A 15,960-nucleotide genomic window follows, 5' to 3' on the forward strand; every position below is an offset into this window, starting at 1 on the left:
CGGGCATGACTGACGCTCCCGCCGCACCTGTACGCCTCAACAAACGCATGGCCGAGCTGGGCCTCTGCTCACGCCGCGAGGCCGATGAGTGGATTGCCAACGGCTGGGTGAAGGTGAACGGCAAGCCGGCCGAAATGGGCGTGAAGGTCACGCCGTCCGACCGCATCGAGGTGGACAAGGCCGCCAAGGGCCAACAGGCGAACCAGGTCACCATCCTGATCAACAAGCCCATCGGCTATGTGAGCGGCCAGGCCGAGGACGGCCACGAGCCGGCAGTGACGCTCTTCACGCCGCAGAACCGCTGGGCCGAAGACAACGCGCGCTTCTTCTTCAGCCCCCAGCAGTTGCGCGGCCTTGCGCCGTGCGGCCGGCTCGACATCGATTCGATCGGCCTCCTGGTCATGACCCAGGACGGGCGCATCGCGCGCCAGCTGATCGGCGAAGACTCGGTGATGGAGAAGGAATACCTGGTGCGCGTGGCGTATCACGGCCTGGGCCAGCCCGCGCCTACCGGGCAGCTGGTGCGCATGGACGACGACGATCCCGTCACGACCAACGTGCAGGCGGTTTTTCCGCCCGCCATGCTCGCCAGGCTGCGCCACGGCCTGAGCCTGGACGGCCAGCCGCTCAAGCCGGCGCGCGTCGAATGGCAGAACCCCGAACAGCTGCGCTTTGTGCTCACAGAGGGCAAGAAACGCCAGATCCGCCGCATGTGCGAGTTGGTCGGGCTGAAGGTGGTGGGCCTGAAGCGCGTGCGCATCGGCAAGGTGATGCTCGGCAACCTGCCCGTGGGGCAGTGGCGCTACCTCGGCCCGCACGAGAAGTTCTGAGTTCTTGCCCATGGCCATGGTGCTGAGCCAGCGCGCGCTGAACCGGGCCACCCTGGCGCGGCAGACGCTGCTGGGGCGGCGCAAGGCGACGGTCACGCAGGCCATCGAAAAGCTGGCGGGGCTGCAGGCGCAGGCGCCGAACCCGCCTTACATCGGCCTGTGGAGCCGGCTCGAGGGCTTTCGGCGCGAACAGCTGACCGAGGCGCTGAAGAAGCGGCGCATCGTGCGCATGTCGACGATGCGCGCGACCCTGCACCTGATGGCCGCATCGGACGCGCTGGCCTGGCGGCCGCTGCTCGAGCCGGTGCATCAGCGCGGATTGCGGGGCAGCAGCCACGCGCGGGCGCTCGAAGGCATCGACCACGCGGCCGTGGTGAAGGCCGGGTTGGCGTTGCTGCGCGAAGGTCCGCTTGCCAGTGCCGAACTCGGGCAGGCGCTCGCGCTGCAATGGAAAGACCGTGAGCCCGCTTCGCTCGCAGCACTCATCCGCAACAACGTACCGCTGGTGCACCTGCCTCCGGCGGGCAGCTGGAACTCGCACCAGAGCGCACAACTGCAGCCCATCGCAGAGTGGCTCGGCGAATCCGCCGCCGATGTTGCGCCCGCCACGCAGGACGACCTGCTGCTGCGCTACCTGGCGGCCTTCGGCCCCGCCACGCTCGCCGATGCGGGTGCATGGTCGGGCCTCACGGGCTGGAAGGCCGTGGCCGAGCGCCTGCGGCCCCAGCTGCGCGTGTTCACCGGGGAACAGGGCCAGGAGCTGTTCGACCTGCCGCGCGCGCCGCGGCCTGACCCCGACACGCCCGCGCCGCCGCGCCTGGTCGCCGAATGGGACAACCTGCTGCTCTCGCATGCCGACCGCAGCCGCGTGATGAGCGAGGAGCACCGTGCCCGGGTGTTCACCGTCAACGGCATCGTTCGCGGCACGGTGCTGCTCGACGGCTTCGTTGCAGGCATCTGGAAAATCGAGCGTGCGAAAAACACGGCCACCGCGGTGCTGGAGCCCTTCACGCGCTGGTCGAAGGCCGACCGGCTCGGCGCGCAGGAAGAGGCCATGCGCCTGCTGGCCTTTGCAGCGGACGGCGAGGGCGAGCGGCACGACGTGCGCGTGCTGTGAGCCTTTGCCAGTGCAGCGTTGACAGGCCCTAAGACTCGCCTAAGACTCCGCCCCTACGCTGCGCCACGGCGCAAGGCACTGCCGCTCATCCCGACACGCTGCTGCCTTGCCGCCCAAGGAGTCGACACGATGCGTGTGCTGCTGGTGGAAGACGACGAGATGATCGGGCGCAGCCTGAAGCAGGCGCTCGAGGGCGCGGGCTGGTCGGCCGACTGGGTGCGCGACGGCGAACTGGCGCAAAGCGCGCTCGGCGATGGCGGCTACACCTGCGTGCTGCTCGACCTGGGGCTGCCCCGGCAGGACGGCACCGAGGTGCTGCGGCGCGCACGCGAACGCGGCGACGCCACGCCGGTGCTGGTGCTCACCGCGCGCGACGGGCTCGACGACCGCATCCACAGCCTCGACCTTGGCGCGGACGACTACCTGCGCAAGCCCTTCGAATTCCGCGAGCTGCTCGCGCGCATGCGGGCAGTGGTGCGCCGGCGTGATGGCGCCGCGCATTCGCTGATCGGCGGCAACGCGATGCAGCTGGACCTGACCACGCGCGAGGTGGTGATCCACGGCACGCGCGAGGCGCTCACGGCGCGCGAATTTGCACTGTTGCACGCACTGCTGGAGCGGCCCGGCGCCATCCTCTCGCGCGAGCAGCTCGAGAACCGCATCTACGGCTGGGGCGAGGAAGTGACCAGCAACGCCATCGACGTGCTGATCCACGGCATGCGCCGCAAGCTCGGCGCCGAATCGATCCGCAACGTGCGCGGGTTGGGATGGCGCGTCGTCGCATGAGCGCTGCGCCGGGCCGCCCCAAGCAAGCTCGCGCCGGAGTGCGAAGCACGGAGGTACTCCGATGAGCGCAATGCCGGGCCGCTGGTGGCGTCCGCGCTCGCTGCGCTCGCAGCTGCTGTTCTGGCTCATTACGCTGCACGTGGCGGCGGCGGCGCTCACGGCGTGGCTCACCTTCGTCGCGTATGGCGACCTGGTTCACAACGCGCTCGACGAGCAGATGCGGCTCGTGGCCGATTCCCATGCGGGCACCGATCCGCCCCGCGCGCCACGCCCGCTCGACGGCGAAGCCGCCTTTGCACGCGGCGCCTTCGTGGTGCAGATATGGAGCGCCGACGGCCGCACGCTGCTTGCGAGTTCGTGGCCGCCGCTGGCCGCGGTGCCCTTGCAGCCGCGATCGGGCTTCAGCGATGCGAGCACCGGCGCGCACACGCATTCGCGCTGGCGCGTGTTCACCGCCGACCCCGGACCGCGCGCCGACCAGCCGCGCGTGCAGGTGCTGCAGAACGAGGACTACCGGCGGCGCCGGGCACTGCGCCGCGCGCTGCTCGAAGGCCTGCCGATCGCGCTGCTGCTGCCGCTCGCCTTGCTGATCCTGTGGCTCATTGTGTCGGCGGCCTCGCGGTCGCTGCGGGCGGTGGCGCGCGACGTGGCCTCGCAGGACGAGCGCAGCCTCACCGATCTTTCGCTGGCGCGCGTGCCGGACGAGATCGCGCCGCTGGTACAGGCCTTCAACCACCTGCTGTCGCGCGTGCGCAATGCCTTTGCCACGCAGCGCCGCTTCGTGCAGGACGCAGCCCACGAACTGCGCACGCCCATGGCCGCCATCGGCCTGCAGATCGAGAACCTGCGCGCGCATGTGCCTGCGGGCGAAGCCACCGAGCGCTTCAACCAGCTCGAAGCCGGCGTCACGCGCGCGCAGCACCTGATCGAACAGCTGCTGAGCCTCTCGCGGCAAGACGCACCGGGCCGCCCCGTGCCGGGCGAGCCGGTCGACATCGAAGCCCTGCTGCGCGAAAGCGTGAGCCAGCTGATGGTGCTGGCCGACGCGCGGCGCGTGGACATCGGCTTCGAGGGATCGATTGCGCCCGTGGTGCACGCACCGGCCGCCGAGTTGCGCAGCGTGTTCGACAACCTGCTCGACAACGCACTGCGCTATGCGCCCGAAGGCGGCGTGGTCGATGTGCGGCTCCACGAAGTAGGCGGCCATGCCGTGGTCGACGTGCTGGACAACGGGCCGGGCATTCCCGACGCATCGATCGGCCGCGTGTTCGACCGCTTCTTTCGCGTGCCGGGCTCACCTGCGGGCGGCAGCGGGCTGGGGCTGGCCATTGCGCGCACGGCGGCCGAGCGGCACGGCTTGCGCATCGAGCTGTGCAACCGCGCCGAAGCGGAAGGGGGTGGCTCGGGACTGATGGCGCGGGTGCATCTTCCGCCGCCGACGGCGCCGCTCATTGCCAGCTAATTCATTGCTCAGGGCCAGCTCAGTCCGGCTGCCTAGAGTGCGTTCAGGCCTTGCCACGCGCAGTTCGCGCGATGGCACGCGGCCGGGGACAACCGCCATTCAGGAGCACACACCATGCGCACTTCCTTCAAGCTTCTTGCCCTTGGTTCCTTTGCCGAGTTTGCGGCGCTGGGTGCCGTTCATGCGTCGGCCGAGACGACCGACGGCTCGGACTACCACCCGCTGCAGATGAATTCGCCCGAGAACCCCGACGTGCTTGCGGGTGCAATGGCTGCCGCGCGGCCCGGCGGCACCGAGTCCATCGGCCAGTCGACCAGCGCGCCGGCCATGAACTCGACGATCCCGGTGTCCGATGTGGAGGCCGGCGCGTACGCGGCATCGCACGCGAGCGGGACCGAATCGATCGGCCAGTCGACCTCGCTGCCGCTGGTGCAGTCGGCCAGCGGCAGCTGACCGAAGATCAGTCGTCGTTGTTGCTGAGCAGCGCGCGGTAGATCACCGCGCCGATGATCGCGCCCACGATGGGTGCGAGCCAGAACAGCCACAACTCCGACACTGCATACGAGGGGCCGAACAGCGCCGGGCCGGTGCTGCGCGCCGGGTTGACCGAGGTGTTGGTCACCGGAATGGAGATCAGGTGAATCAGCGTGAGGCACAGGCCGATGGCCAGGCCCGCGAAGCCACCGGCTGCGCGCTTGGCGGTGGAGCCGAGGATCACGATCAGGAACACCGCGGTCAGCACCACTTCGCACACCAGCGCGGCAGTCATGCCGTATTTGCCGGGCGAGTGCTCGCCGAAGCCGTTGGTGGCAAAGCCGCCGATGTCTGCGCCGGGCTTGCCCGTGGCAATCAGGTAGAGCACGCCGGCCGCTGCAATGGCGCCCAGCACTTGCGCAACGATGTAGCCCGCGAGCTGCGAAGCCTTGAAGCGGCCCGCGGCCGCGAGGCCGATCGAGACGGCGGGGTTGAAGTGGCCGCCCGAGATGGGGCCGAGCGCATAGGCGCCGGTCACCACCGTGAGGCCGAACGCCAGCGAAACGCCCAGAAAGCCGATGCCAAGGCCCGGAAAGGCCGCGGCCAGAACAGCGCTACCGCAGCCGCCGAACGTGAGCCAAAAAGTACCAATGAACTCGGCCGACCACTTTTTGTAGGTGCTATGTTCCATGTTGTTCCATCCTGAAGTTGTTAGAAAAATGCGTGGCCTGGGCCATGGCGCGGGCGGATTCTAGGAATGGAAACAACGAGCGTCACGCATGTTGTTGCATCTATCGGAACCTGTTCACAAATCGGCGATCTTTTGTTTCTGACACGCGTTCCGCAACAGGCTAACGAGGCGTCTCAGAGCGTGACCACGATCTTTCCGAAGGCGCCGCGTGCGAGGTGGTCGAGCGCATCGGGCAATGCATCGAACGCGTAGCGCGCCGCAATCACGGGCTTGAGCGCGTTCACGTCGACGGCGCGCACCAGGTCTTCGAGCGCACGGCGATGGCCCACGCCAATGCCTTGCACCGCGACGCGGCCGAGCACCATGGCATAGAACGAAGCGCTCAGCGTTTCGCCGCCGAGCATGCCGATGATCGATACGCGCCCGCCTTGCGCAGCAGCCTGCAGCGAACGATCGAGGTTCGGCCCGCTCGAGAGCTCGAGCACATGGTCGGCGCCGCGGCCTTGCGTGAGGCGACGCACTTCGGCGGGCCAGTCGCTGTCGCGCATCAGCACGTGGGTGGCGCCGAGTGCAAGGGTCTGCGCGCGCTTGTCTTCGCTGCCCGAGATCACGATGGTGCGCGCGCCATGCAGCCGCGCAATCTGCAAACCGAACAGCGCCACCCCGCCCGTGCCATGGATCAGCACCGTCTGGCCGGGCCGGAGCGCCCCCGTTTCGGCCAGGGCGAACCATGCGGTGAGGCCGGCGCAGGGGAGCGTGCTCGCTTCGGCAAAGTCCAGTGTGGCCGGCGCGGCCACGGCCCAGGCAGCGTCGAGGAGAACGTGCGAAGCGAGCATGCCCGGTCCGGGCCCGCCGGCCAATACCGCATCGGCCGTCCACTGGCCGTCGATCCATCCGCCCCAGAAGGTGTTGACCACGCGATCGCCAACGGCAAACCGGCGCACGTCCGCGCCCGCGGCCACCACGGTGCCGGCCATGTCGGAGGCGGGCGTGAAAGGCATGTCGAAATTCATGCCCATGCCGTCGCGCACCATCAGAAGGTCGCGGTAGTTGAGCGACACCGCGCCCACCCGCACAAGGATCTGGCCCGGTCCCGGCGTGGGGAGCGGCCGCTCGACCTGTTCGAGGTGCTGGTTGCCAAAAGAAGAGAGTTGCCAGCGGCGAAGCGCTTGAGGTTCCTGCATGAAAAGACTCCACGTCAAACAAAGAGTTGTTCATGCTATTGGTGAGTTGATCTATCCAGTGGTGGATAATCTTCAACTCGATGGCGCCTGAAAATCTCCAATGAGTCAACGTTTCCAGGGCATAGAAGAATTTGTCGCGGCCGTGGAGGCCGGCAGTTTTGCGCTTGCGGCGCAGCGGCTGCACGTCACGCGCTCGGCGGTGGCCAAGAGCATCGCGCGGCTCGAGGCGCGGCTGGGCACGCGGCTCTTTTTGCGCACCACGCGCAGCCAGAGCCTCACCGAAGAAGGCCACGGCTACTACGAGCGCTGCCGCCGCGCGCTGGCCGAGCTCGACGCCGCCGAGGCCATGGCCGATGCCGCGCGCTGCACCGCGACAGGGCTGGTGCGCCTCAGCATGCCCGCGATGCTCGGCCGCCTGAAGGTCGGGCCGCTGCTGCTTGCGCTCGCGCGCCGGCATCCGGGGCTTTCGCTGGAGCTTTCATTCAACGACCGGCGCGTGGACCTGGTCGAGGAGGGCCTCGACCTTGCCATTCGCAGCGGCGGGCTGCCCGACACCGCCGACCTGGTGGCCCGGCCGGTCGGCATGCAGTGGATGGTGCTGTGCGCCGCGCCGGCCTATCTGGCGGCGCACGAGCGCCCGGCAAGCGTGGCCGAGCTGACCGCTCCGTCGTCGCACGAGGCGGTGTTCTATGCCCGCGATGGGCAGATCTGGCCCTGGCGCTTTCACGATGCCGAAGGCCGGCTTGTCGAGGTGGTGCTGCCTTCGCGGCTGCGCTGCGACAGTGCCGAGGTGCTGCTCGAAGCCGCCATTGGCGGCATGGGCCTGTCGCGGCTGCCGGCCTGGCTGGCCGCCGAGGCGCTGGCCGCGGGAACGCTGGTGCGCGTGTTCGAGGAGCCGCAGCCTTTCGGCTTCGAGCTCAACGTCATCCGCCACAAAAGCCGCTACCTGCCGCACAAGACGCGGGTGGTGATCGACTGGCTCGCGGAGCATCTGCCGCCGCTGCTGGCGGCCCGCTGAGCGGCTTTGCCCGTTATTCTGCGGCCTGGTGGCTGCCATTCCATGGGGCCATTCCAGGTTGCCATTCCATCCCTCTGCCGGAGAACGCATGCGCCCCTTTGCCATCAGAAATCTCGCGGCCGCTTCCGCCATTGCGGGCGTGCTGGCCTTGTTTTCGGCCGGCGCTGCGGCGCAGGGCACGGTGAACGCCCTCTGCAGCACCGACGCGGGCTGGTGCGAGGCGGCCGCCGCGGCCTTCACACGCGAGACCGGCATCAGGGTGCAGCAGGCACACAAGGGCACCGGAGAAATCGGTGCCCAACTGCGCGCCGAAGCGGCCAACCCCAAGACCGACATCTGGTGGGGCGGCACGGGCGACCCGTTCCTGCAGGCGGCTGAACAGGGCTTGCTCGAGCCCTACCGGCCGGCCTACATCAACGACCTGCACGACTGGGCGGTGCGCCAATACGCCATGTCGCAGAACATGGTGGGCGGCTTCTACACCAGCGCCATCGGCTTCGGCTTCAACACCGACCTGCTCAAGAAAAAGAAGCTGAGCGAGCCCAAGTGCTGGTCCGACCTGGTCAAGCCCGAATACAGGGGCGAGATCGAAATTTCGCACCCGGCCTCCAGCGGCACGGCCTACACCATCATCGCGGGCCTGGTGCAGCAGATGGGTGAGGACGCGGCCTTCGACTACCTGAAGAAGCTGCACCGCAACGTGACCAGCTACACCCGCAGCGGCCAGGCGCAGGCGCCCAACGTGGCCAAGGGCGAGGTGGCGGTCGGCGTGAGCTTCATCTTCGGCTTCGAGCGCTGGCGGTACGACAAATTTCCGGTAAAAACCGCCGCGCCCTGCGAAGGCACGGGCTACGAGGTGGGCGGCATCGCACTGGTCAAGGGCGCGCGCAACAAGGAGAATGCCAGGCGCTACTACGACTGGCTCATGAGCCCGGTCGGCCAGGCGATCGGCGGGCAGGCCGGCAGCCTGCAGTCGCCGGCCAACAAGACTTTCAAGCCCGACGCGCGCATTCCGTCGATGAGCGACGTGAAGCTCATCAAGTACGACTTCGAGAAATACGGCAAGGCCGCCGAGCGAAAGCGGCTCATCGACCGCTGGACCCGCGAAGTGGAATCCCAACCCAGGTAAAGCCTGCGCGGGGCTTCACGCGGCCGCAAGAAATGCGGCCTATTGTTTTTTGGGGCGCCAGCCCCAACTCGCAGAGTTGGCGGGTCGGGCGTGCGGTCAAAGCTGTCCGGCTTAGAATTTTTTGGTTTCGATATTTCTTCTTTCCCATGGCTGATTCTTCCAATACGAAACTACCGTTCCAGGCTGAAGTCGCGCAACTGCTGCATCTCGTCACGCATGCGCTGTACTCCAACAAGGAAATCTTCCTGCGCGAGCTGATCTCGAACGCATCGGACGCCTGCGACAAGCTGCGCTTCGAGGCCATCGACCACCCCGAGCTGTACGAAGACCAGCCCAACCTGGACGTGCGCCTTTCGTTCGACAAGGCCGCGCGCACCATCACCATCACCGACAAGGGCATCGGCCTGTCGCGCCAGGAAGCCATCGACAACCTGGGCACCATCGCAAAAAGTGGTACCAAGGACTTCATGAGCAAGCTCAGCGGCGACCAGAAGGCCGATGCGCAGCTCATCGGCCAGTTCGGCGTGGGCTTCTACTCGGGCTTCATCGTGGCCGACAAGATCACGGTCGAATCGCGCCGCGCCGGCCTGCCGCCGGATCAGGGCGTGCGCTGGGTGAGCGGCGGCGCGGGCGACTTCGAAGTGGCCGACATCACGCGTGCCGAGCGCGGCACCAGCATCACGCTGCACCTGCGCGACGACGCCGACGAATACCTCAATGCCTGGAAGCTCAAGCAGATCGTCGGCAAGTATTCCGACCATATCTCGTTGCCCATCCTCATGGAAAAAGAGGAGTGGAAGGAAGGCGAGAACGACCAGCCCGGCGACATGGTCAAGACCGGCGAATGGGAAACGGTCAACAAGGCCAACGCCCTGTGGAGCCGCAACAAGAAGGACATCACGCCCGAGCAGTACGAAGAGTTCTACAAGACCATCAGCCACGACTACGAGGCGCCCCTCGCCTGGAGCCACAACCGCGTGGAGGGCAGCACCGAGTACACGCAGCTGCTCTACATCCCCGCGAAGGCGCCGTTCGACCTGTGGAACCGCGAAAAGAGCGCGGGCGTCAAGCTGTACGTGAAGCGCGTCTTCATCATGGACGACGCCGAGGCGCTGCTGCCGAGCTACCTGCGCTTCGTGAAGGGCGTGATCGACTCGTCCGACCTGCCGCTCAACGTGAGCCGCGAGCTGCTGCAGGAAAGCCGCGACGTGAAGGCCATTCGCGAGGGCAGCACCAAGCGCGTGCTCGGCATGCTCGAAGACCTGGCCAAAAAGCAGAAGACCGGCCCGGAAAGCGGCGAGGGCAAGATCGACGTGGGGTCCGGCGAATCGGTGCCCGCGCCCGAGCCGACCGAAGCGGTGACCGACGTGGTCGACAAGAACGCACCTACCGCGGCCGAAACCGCGGCTGCCGCGGCGGACGAATCGGGCAAGTACGCCAAGTTCTATGCCGAGTTTGGCGCCGTGCTGAAAGAAGGCCTGGGCGAAGACTTCGGCAACCGCGACCGCATTGCCAAGCTGCTGCGCTTTGCCTCGACCACGAGCGACACGGTGAGCGTGAGCTTTGCCGACTACAAGGCGCGCATGAAGGACGGCCAGGACGCGATCTACTACATCACGGCCGACACGCTCGCCGCCGCCAAGAACAGCCCGCAGCTCGAGGTCTTCAAGAAGAAGGGCATCGAGGTGCTGCTCATGACCGACCGCGTGGACGAGTGGGCGCTCAACTACCTGACCGAGTTCGACGGCACGCCGCTGCAGAGCGTGGCCAAGGGCGCGGTCGATCTCGGCAAGCTGCAGGACGAGGCCGAGAAGAAGGCCGCCGAGGAAGCCGCCGAAACCTTCAAGCCGATGCTCGAGAAGCTCAAGGAAGCGCTCAAGGACAAGGCCGGCGACGTGCGCGTGACCACGCGCCTGGTCGATTCGCCCGCCTGCCTGGTGGTGCAGGACGGCGGCATGAGCACGCAGCTTGCGCGCATGCTCAAGCAGGCCGGCCAGCCCGCGCCCGACCTGAAGCCCGTGCTCGAAGTGAACGCCGAGCACGCGCTGGTGAAGAAGCTCGACGGCTCCGAGCACTTCGACGATCTGGCAAACATTCTTTTCGACCAGGCGCTCCTGGCCGAAGGCGGCCTGCCGGCCGATCCCGCGGCCTACGTGAGGCGCGTGAACGCGCTGCTGGTGTGAACGCCCGGCCGCGCATCGTTCGGGCAGGGGCCGCCGTTGCGGCGGCGGTGCTGCTGGTTTCGATGAGCGGCTGTTCGCACTACCGCATCGGCATTCCGCTGGTGCCCGGGCTCTCGCTCGGCCTGGGTGCCACCAAGGACGGCAATTTCTCGGTCGGGCTCAATACCGGCTGGGGCCCGCTTGGCGCGGGCGTGGCGGTCAACAACTCGGGCGTGGTGGCCGGTTCGGCCGGCGTGGGTGTGGGCGTCGGCGTGGGGCCGATCGGCACCGGCGTGGGCGTGAGCAAGAGCGTGGTGCTGCACGACCCCAATGCCGTGAAGCCCGCGCCTGCGCTCGCCACGGCCACCGCCGCAGCGGCTCCTGCGCCCGCCGCGCCCGTGGCGGCATCCAACGCGCCGGTCACCATCACCAAGAGCGGGGTGACCAGGCCGGCCGTGGCGGCCACACCTGCGGCAATGCCGCAGCCTGCGGCCGTGCGCGTCTCCTATCGCCAGCCCGCCGTGGCCTCCGCCGCCGAGTCGGCTGTCGGGCTGGGCACGCCGGGCAATCCCGTCGCCCCTTGAATGTCCCTCGACTCGTGTGGTGCCGCGGCGCCGGCGCGAAGTCGATCTTGGTTGCCGCCTGACTGAACGGAGATCGCTTTCTTGGAACTCAAGCAATGGCGGTGCTTCGTCACGCTCGCGGAGATCGGCAACATCCGTCGCGCCGCCTCGCTGCTCGCCGTTTCGCAGCCTGCGCTCAGCGTGCGCATCCAGCGGCTTGAAGAAGAGCTCGGCTTCGCGCTCTTCGATCGCCAGGCCCGCGGCGTTCGCCTCACCGAGCAGGGCGCCCGCCTGTTGCCGCACGCCAAGCGCCTGCTGTCGCGTGCCGCCGAAACCGACGAGGCCGCGCGCGCCATCGGACGCGGCGCTTTCGACCGGCTGGAGATCGGCGTCACCCCCATTGCGGCCTTGTCCTTCTTTCCCGATGCGATGCGCGTCTTCTCGGCCGCGTACCCGGGCGTGGTGCTGGCGCTCACCGAGGGCCTGTCCGACGAGCTCGAGGAGGCCGTGGCGCACCGCAGGCTCGACCTTGCCGTGGTGCATCCGCCCTCTTCGCGCGACGACCTGGTGGTGCGCGAAGTGGCGCGTGACCGTTTCGTCGCCGTGGTGCCTGCCACGCATCGGCTGGCAGGCGCCGAGCGCATCGAGGCGGCCGACCTGCGGCACGAGACGCTGGTCGAGGTGCGGCGCGAAGTCGGCCCCGTGGTGTTCGACCGCATCGCCAGCTATTTCTCGCGTGCCGGCATCACGGCGCGGGTCAACCAGTGCGCCACCTCGTCGATCTCGCTCGTGGGGCTGGTGGCGGCCGGTGCCGGCATCGGCCTGGTGGTGGAGTCGCTCGCCTGCATCGCGCGGCCCGACATCCGCTTCGTGCCGCTGTCGGACGAACCGCCGAGCCTTGGCTATGCAATGTGCCACCGCTCCGATCTGCCGGGCGAATTGCAGAGCGCCTTTCTGCATGCCTTCAATGCACCGAAGGCGGGCGCAGGCGCGCGGCCGGTTCTGCCATGAGCCCGCAACCTTCGCGGCTGCAAGCCGGAGGACGGCTCAGGCGTACAGCGGCTCTTCGGCCATCTGCTCGCACTGCTCCTGCAGCACCAGGATCTGGCCCTTCCAGTAGTCGCTGGAGCCGAACCACGGAAAGTTGATCGGAAAGATCGGGTCTTCCCAGCGGCGCGCGAGCCAGGCGCTGTAGTGAATGAGCCGCAGCGTGCGCAGCGGCTCGATCAGTGCGAGTTCGCGGCGGTCGAATTCGCGGAACTGCTCGTAGCCGTCGAGCAGGCCCGACAACTGCGAGGTGCGCTGCGCGCGGTCGCCCGAAAGCAGCATCCATAGGTCTTGCACCGCGAAGCCGGTGCGCGCGTCGTCCAGGTCGACGAAGTGCGGGCCGCCGCCGGGCCGGTCGGTGGGTGTCCACAAGATGTTGCCGGGATGCACGTCGCCGTGCAGGCGCAGCTTGCGCGGCTGGAAGTCTGAGGCCGGCGCATTCACCGAGAGCGCGGTCGCGCCGATCATGTCCAGCGCCTCGTTGCAGGCCGCTTCCCATTCGCGCTGCACATCGAGCGGCACCTTGTTGTTGGCCAGCAGCCAGTCTCGCGAGGCAATGCCGAAGGTCTGCAAGTCGAGCGCGGGGCGGGCCTCGAAGGGCTTGGCGCTGCCAACGGTGTGGATGCGCGCCAGGAAGCGGCCGACCCATTCGAGCACCTCGAAGTCATCGAGCTCGGGCGCGCGCCCGCCGCGGTAGGGGCTCACGCTGAAGGCAAAGCCGGCGTGGTGGTGCAGCGTGGTGCCGTCGAAGGCCAGCGGCGGCACGGCGGGCACTTCGCCCGCGGCCAGTTCGAGCGAGAAGGCGTGCTCTTCCAGAATCTCGGCTTCGCTCCAGCGCTCGGGCCGGTAGAACTTGACGACGACCGCCGGATACGGATTCGGGTCTTCCAAGTACACCTGGTAGACACGGTTTTCATAGGAGTTGAGGCCGGTGAGCCGGCCGTCGCCGTGCAGCCCGAGCGTTGCGAGCGCGTCGAGCACCACGTCGGGCGTGAGGCTCTCGTAGGGATGGGTATTGGCAGGCGCTGCGGGGGAAGGGGTCATGCAGCGATTGTCGCTACCCCCGCCCCGGCCCCGTCAAAGCCCGCCGGGTTGTTTGTAAAGCGAAAGGATATGGCCGGTGCGCGGGTCGCCCTTGCCGGCCAGCACCTGCGCATAGGCTGCCTGCACGGCCTCGCCGCCGTGGTGGTGCTCGGCGCGCAGCCACGGGTTCTTTGCGTCGCTCACCGTGGACAGAAAGCTGCGCCAGGCGGACACCATGCGCCCCCCGAATTCGTCCGCACCCCACTCGGCGGTGCGCTTCTTGATTTGTGCAGGCGCAAAGAACAAGGTGGCGCGCGGGCCCGGCAGGTCCTTGCCGGCGCCCTTGGACGAGAGCTGCTCCACGTGCGTGCCGCCAATCGAGCAACTGTATTTGAGATTGGCAAAACGCGTGTGAATGGCGTTGCGTAGGCCGCCGTTGCCGGCAAAGTCGACGTACACGCAGGGCGTGTCGGCCGCAATGCTGTCGAGCGCGTCGTACGTCACCACGCGGTGGTAGCAGCCCAGGCTTTCGCAGAAGGCCACGTTGGCGGGCGATGTGAGGCCGATCACCTCGATGCCTTCGCGCTGGTGCAACTGAAAGGCCGTGCCGTAGGCTGTCTTGCTCGATGCGCTCGACAGCAGCATGGTCTTGGCGGCGAAGAAGTCGTTGTCGGCCATGAAGTCGTCGATCAGCCACGAGGTGATGAACAGCGGGCGCAGCAACGCCTGCACGTCCTCCGTGTCCGCGGTGTAGAGCGGGTCTGCGTTGCAGCGGAAATACTGGTTGTAGACCGCCGGCAGCGCCGCGCGGTGCGGGGCACTGTCGGCAAAGCGCTCCGGCGAGAGGCGCTCGGGGCTGAGCACCGCGCCAGACGCCATCGGCCAGTAGCCATAGAGCCGCTCGCCCACCGCCACGCCCGGGTGCAGCGACTGCACCACGCTTGCGAAGCCCCATACCGGAATGCTGCCCCAGCCTTCTTCGCCGGACGGGAAGAACTGCCAGTAACTCATTGCATCGCCGAAGGCGGCGTAAGTGATGTTGTTGGAGGTGAGCGCAAAGCTGTCGATGCGAACGCGCACCTGTCCGTCGGCCAAAGGCTGCTCGGTGGCGGTGTGCAGCCGTGTGGCGGCGAGTTCGTCCTTGCGGATGAGGAGGCTGGTGGTGCTCATGGGATCGATCTCCACGGTGCGTTGAAGGGCGTGCTGCCACATTAGCCAAGCTTGATGAAAGGCGCTATCGCGTTTGCATTTTCCGGGTCGCCCGTGAGACAACGCCGGCCATGAAAAAAGCGCCCCGGCTTGTGGCCGGAGCGCTCTTTTTTTGCACTCAGCGCAGATCAGGCGATCGTCAGTTCGACGTCGATGTTGCCGCGGGTGGCGTTCGAGTACGGGCAGACCTGGTGAGCCGTGTCGACCAGCTTCTGCTTTTGTTCTGCGTCCAGGCCGGGCAGCGTGATGGCGAGCTGCACCGAAATGCCATAGGCCGCGCCGCCGTTCGTTGGGCCGAGGGAAACCTTCGAATCGATGGCCACGTCTTCAGGCACCTTCACGCCGATCTTCGGGCCAACCGCCTTCATCGCGCCGATGAAGCAGGCGGCGTAACCGACCGCGAACAGCTGCTCGGGGTTGGTGCCAGGCTTGCCCGAACCGGGCGAGCTCAGCTTGACGTCGATGGCGCCGTCGCTGGACTTGCCTGCGCCGTCGCGGCCGCCGACGGTGTGGGCTTCAGCGGTGTAGAGAACCTTGTCGAGTTTGGTGGTCATGGTGATTCCTTTGATGATGATGGAGGAGGGGAGGTGAAAAAGCTTCTCTCTCTTTTATCGATCGAAGCGGGGGAGAAAACCGGTGTGTCTGTGCCTGTCAGGCCGCCTTCTTGATGCGGTCGCGCAGCGTTTGGATCTGTTGGGTGAGCGAAATCAGTTCGGGCACAGAGCACTGGGCGGCAGCCATCAGGCATTCGGGCACATGGGCTGCGCGGGTCTTGAGCTTGCGGCCGGCGGCAGTCAGGGTGATGTGCACGCGGCGTTCGTCGGCCACGTCGCGCACCCTGGCTACGTAGCCGTTGGCTTCGAGCCGCTTGAGCAGGGGTGTGAGGGTGCCGGAGTCGAGCGAAAGGCGTTCGCCGAGTGCGGAGACCGTGGGGCCGTCTTGCTCCCAGAGGGCGAGCATGACGAGGTATTGGGGATAGGTGAGCTGCAGCTTTTCCAGCACCGGCTTGTAGAGCCGGGTCATGGCCAACGAGGCGGAATAGACGGCGAAGCAGAGCTGGTTGTCCAGCTTCAGCATTTCGTCGGCGGGGGCTGTGGTGGAGCGCATGGGTTGAATTGTAGCGAGCAATTGAATTGCGTGCAATGTAATTGTTTTGAGTTCGTTTTGGGGCTCGTTTTGGGGTTTGCTTTCCGAGGCCGGGATTCCGCCCGGCGGCGGACTCACTTTCTTTTGCTTCGCCAAAAGAAAGTAAGCAAAGAAAAGGC

General features: G+C 67.2%; 16 protein-coding genes. 10 read left to right on the forward strand and 6 right to left on the reverse strand.

Going from position 1 to position 15,960, the window contains the following annotated elements; all coding sequences use genetic code 11:
* The first annotated feature begins 5 nt into the window (after positions 1 to 5).
* The 5 genes from V9K97_RS26385 to V9K97_RS26405 all read left to right on the forward strand — a co-directional run bounded on the left by V9K97_RS26385 (position 6) and on the right by V9K97_RS26405 (position 4,648).
* Complete coding sequence (locus V9K97_RS26385; RefSeq protein WP_337321740.1) at positions 6 to 830, forward strand: pseudouridine synthase; 825 nt, start codon at positions 6 to 8, stop codon at positions 828 to 830.
* A gap of 10 nt (positions 831 to 840) precedes the next feature.
* A complete protein-coding gene (locus tag V9K97_RS26390) occupies positions 841 to 1,947 on the forward strand; it encodes a winged helix DNA-binding domain-containing protein (RefSeq protein WP_337321742.1) in 1,107 nt (368 codons plus the stop codon).
* A 129-nt stretch (positions 1,948 to 2,076) separates the two neighbouring features.
* Complete coding sequence (locus V9K97_RS26395) at positions 2,077 to 2,733, forward strand: response regulator (RefSeq protein WP_126750033.1); 657 nt, start codon at positions 2,077 to 2,079, stop codon at positions 2,731 to 2,733.
* Between the two features lie 61 nt (positions 2,734 to 2,794).
* On the forward strand, positions 2,795 to 4,195 hold the full coding sequence (locus V9K97_RS26400) for a sensor histidine kinase (protein ID WP_337321744.1): 1,401 nt from the start codon (positions 2,795 to 2,797) through the stop codon (positions 4,193 to 4,195).
* 114 nt (positions 4,196 to 4,309) lie between these two features.
* A complete protein-coding gene (locus tag V9K97_RS26405; RefSeq protein WP_337321746.1) occupies positions 4,310 to 4,648 on the forward strand; it encodes a hypothetical protein in 339 nt (112 codons plus the stop codon).
* A gap of 7 nt (positions 4,649 to 4,655) precedes the next feature.
* On the opposite strand, the gene aqpZ is transcribed toward V9K97_RS26405, so the two are convergent.
* Together aqpZ and V9K97_RS26415 are read right to left on the reverse strand one after the other, a co-directional pair.
* A complete protein-coding gene (gene aqpZ / locus V9K97_RS26410) occupies positions 4,656 to 5,360 on the reverse strand; it encodes an aquaporin Z (RefSeq protein WP_126750036.1) in 705 nt (234 codons plus the stop codon).
* Positions 5,361 to 5,533: 173 nt separating this feature from the next.
* Positions 5,534 to 6,544 carry a zinc-dependent alcohol dehydrogenase family protein gene (locus V9K97_RS26415; RefSeq protein WP_337321748.1) on the reverse strand — a complete coding sequence of 337 codons (1,011 nt, stop codon included), beginning with the start codon at positions 6,542 to 6,544 and terminating at the stop codon, positions 5,534 to 5,536.
* A gap of 100 nt (positions 6,545 to 6,644) precedes the next feature.
* Here V9K97_RS26415 and V9K97_RS26420 point away from each other — a divergent pair, with 100 nt between their 5' ends.
* The 5 genes from V9K97_RS26420 (at position 6,645) to V9K97_RS26440 (ending at position 12,427) form a co-directional block, all read left to right on the forward strand.
* Positions 6,645 to 7,562 carry a LysR family transcriptional regulator gene (locus V9K97_RS26420; protein ID WP_337321750.1) on the forward strand — a complete coding sequence of 306 codons (918 nt, stop codon included), beginning with the start codon at positions 6,645 to 6,647 and terminating at the stop codon, positions 7,560 to 7,562.
* Positions 7,563 to 7,650: 88 nt separating this feature from the next.
* Complete coding sequence (locus V9K97_RS26425) at positions 7,651 to 8,691, forward strand: ABC transporter substrate-binding protein (RefSeq protein WP_337321752.1); 1,041 nt, start codon at positions 7,651 to 7,653, stop codon at positions 8,689 to 8,691.
* 146 nt (positions 8,692 to 8,837) lie between these two features.
* Positions 8,838 to 10,874, forward strand: a complete 2,037-nt coding sequence (gene htpG, locus V9K97_RS26430) for a molecular chaperone HtpG (RefSeq protein ID WP_337321753.1) — start codon at positions 8,838 to 8,840, stop codon at positions 10,872 to 10,874.
* A complete protein-coding gene (locus tag V9K97_RS26435; RefSeq protein ID WP_337321755.1) occupies positions 10,871 to 11,437 on the forward strand; it encodes a hypothetical protein in 567 nt (188 codons plus the stop codon). Before htpG ends, V9K97_RS26435 begins: the two co-directional genes overlap by 4 nt.
* 81 nt (positions 11,438 to 11,518) lie before the next feature.
* Positions 11,519 to 12,427 carry a LysR family transcriptional regulator gene (locus tag V9K97_RS26440; protein ID WP_337321756.1) on the forward strand — a complete coding sequence of 303 codons (909 nt, stop codon included), beginning with the start codon at positions 11,519 to 11,521 and terminating at the stop codon, positions 12,425 to 12,427.
* Positions 12,428 to 12,463: 36 nt separating this feature from the next.
* Here the strand turns inward: V9K97_RS26440 and V9K97_RS26445 are convergent, their stop codons facing one another.
* From V9K97_RS26445 to V9K97_RS26460, 4 genes are all read right to left on the reverse strand, one after another.
* Positions 12,464 to 13,507, reverse strand: coding sequence for a serine/threonine protein kinase (locus V9K97_RS26445; RefSeq protein WP_337321758.1), 1,044 nt, complete (start codon positions 13,505 to 13,507; stop codon positions 12,464 to 12,466).
* A gap of 33 nt (positions 13,508 to 13,540) precedes the next feature.
* Positions 13,541 to 14,656 carry a DUF2855 family protein gene (locus V9K97_RS26450; protein WP_337321760.1) on the reverse strand — a complete coding sequence of 372 codons (1,116 nt, stop codon included), beginning with the start codon at positions 14,654 to 14,656 and terminating at the stop codon, positions 13,541 to 13,543.
* A 167-nt stretch (positions 14,657 to 14,823) separates the two neighbouring features.
* Complete coding sequence (locus V9K97_RS26455; protein WP_126750043.1) at positions 14,824 to 15,249, reverse strand: organic hydroperoxide resistance protein; 426 nt, start codon at positions 15,247 to 15,249, stop codon at positions 14,824 to 14,826.
* Between the two features lie 97 nt (positions 15,250 to 15,346).
* Complete coding sequence (locus V9K97_RS26460) at positions 15,347 to 15,802, reverse strand: MarR family winged helix-turn-helix transcriptional regulator (RefSeq protein WP_337321762.1); 456 nt, start codon at positions 15,800 to 15,802, stop codon at positions 15,347 to 15,349.
* Positions 15,803 to 15,960 lie beyond the last annotated feature (158 nt).

The sequence above is a fragment of the Variovorax sp. CCNWLW186 genome (genome assembly GCF_037203865.1).
Lineage (GTDB): Bacteria > Pseudomonadota > Gammaproteobacteria > Burkholderiales > Burkholderiaceae_C > Variovorax.

Coding starts and splice junctions, on each gene's coding strand:
- V9K97_RS26385 (WP_337321740.1), top strand. CDS start 6: ATGACTGACGCTCCCGCCGCACCTGTACGCCTCAACAAACGCATGGCC.
- V9K97_RS26390 (WP_337321742.1), top strand. CDS start 841: ATGGCCATGGTGCTGAGCCAGCGCGCGCTGAACCGGGCCACCCTGGCG.
- V9K97_RS26395 (WP_126750033.1), top strand. CDS start 2,077: ATGCGTGTGCTGCTGGTGGAAGACGACGAGATGATCGGGCGCAGCCTG.
- V9K97_RS26400 (WP_337321744.1), top strand. CDS start 2,795: ATGAGCGCAATGCCGGGCCGCTGGTGGCGTCCGCGCTCGCTGCGCTCG.
- V9K97_RS26405 (WP_337321746.1), top strand. CDS start 4,310: ATGCGCACTTCCTTCAAGCTTCTTGCCCTTGGTTCCTTTGCCGAGTTT.
- aqpZ (WP_126750036.1), bottom strand. CDS start 5,360: ATGGAACATAGCACCTACAAAAAGTGGTCGGCCGAGTTCATTGGTACT.
- V9K97_RS26415 (WP_337321748.1), bottom strand. CDS start 6,544: ATGCAGGAACCTCAAGCGCTTCGCCGCTGGCAACTCTCTTCTTTTGGC.
- V9K97_RS26420 (WP_337321750.1), top strand. CDS start 6,645: ATGAGTCAACGTTTCCAGGGCATAGAAGAATTTGTCGCGGCCGTGGAG.
- V9K97_RS26425 (WP_337321752.1), top strand. CDS start 7,651: ATGCGCCCCTTTGCCATCAGAAATCTCGCGGCCGCTTCCGCCATTGCG.
- htpG (WP_337321753.1), top strand. CDS start 8,838: ATGGCTGATTCTTCCAATACGAAACTACCGTTCCAGGCTGAAGTCGCG.
- V9K97_RS26445 (WP_337321758.1), bottom strand. CDS start 13,507: ATGACCCCTTCCCCCGCAGCGCCTGCCAATACCCATCCCTACGAGAGC.
- V9K97_RS26450 (WP_337321760.1), bottom strand. CDS start 14,656: ATGAGCACCACCAGCCTCCTCATCCGCAAGGACGAACTCGCCGCCACA.
- V9K97_RS26455 (WP_126750043.1), bottom strand. CDS start 15,249: ATGACCACCAAACTCGACAAGGTTCTCTACACCGCTGAAGCCCACACC.
- V9K97_RS26460 (WP_337321762.1), bottom strand. CDS start 15,802: ATGCGCTCCACCACAGCCCCCGCCGACGAAATGCTGAAGCTGGACAAC.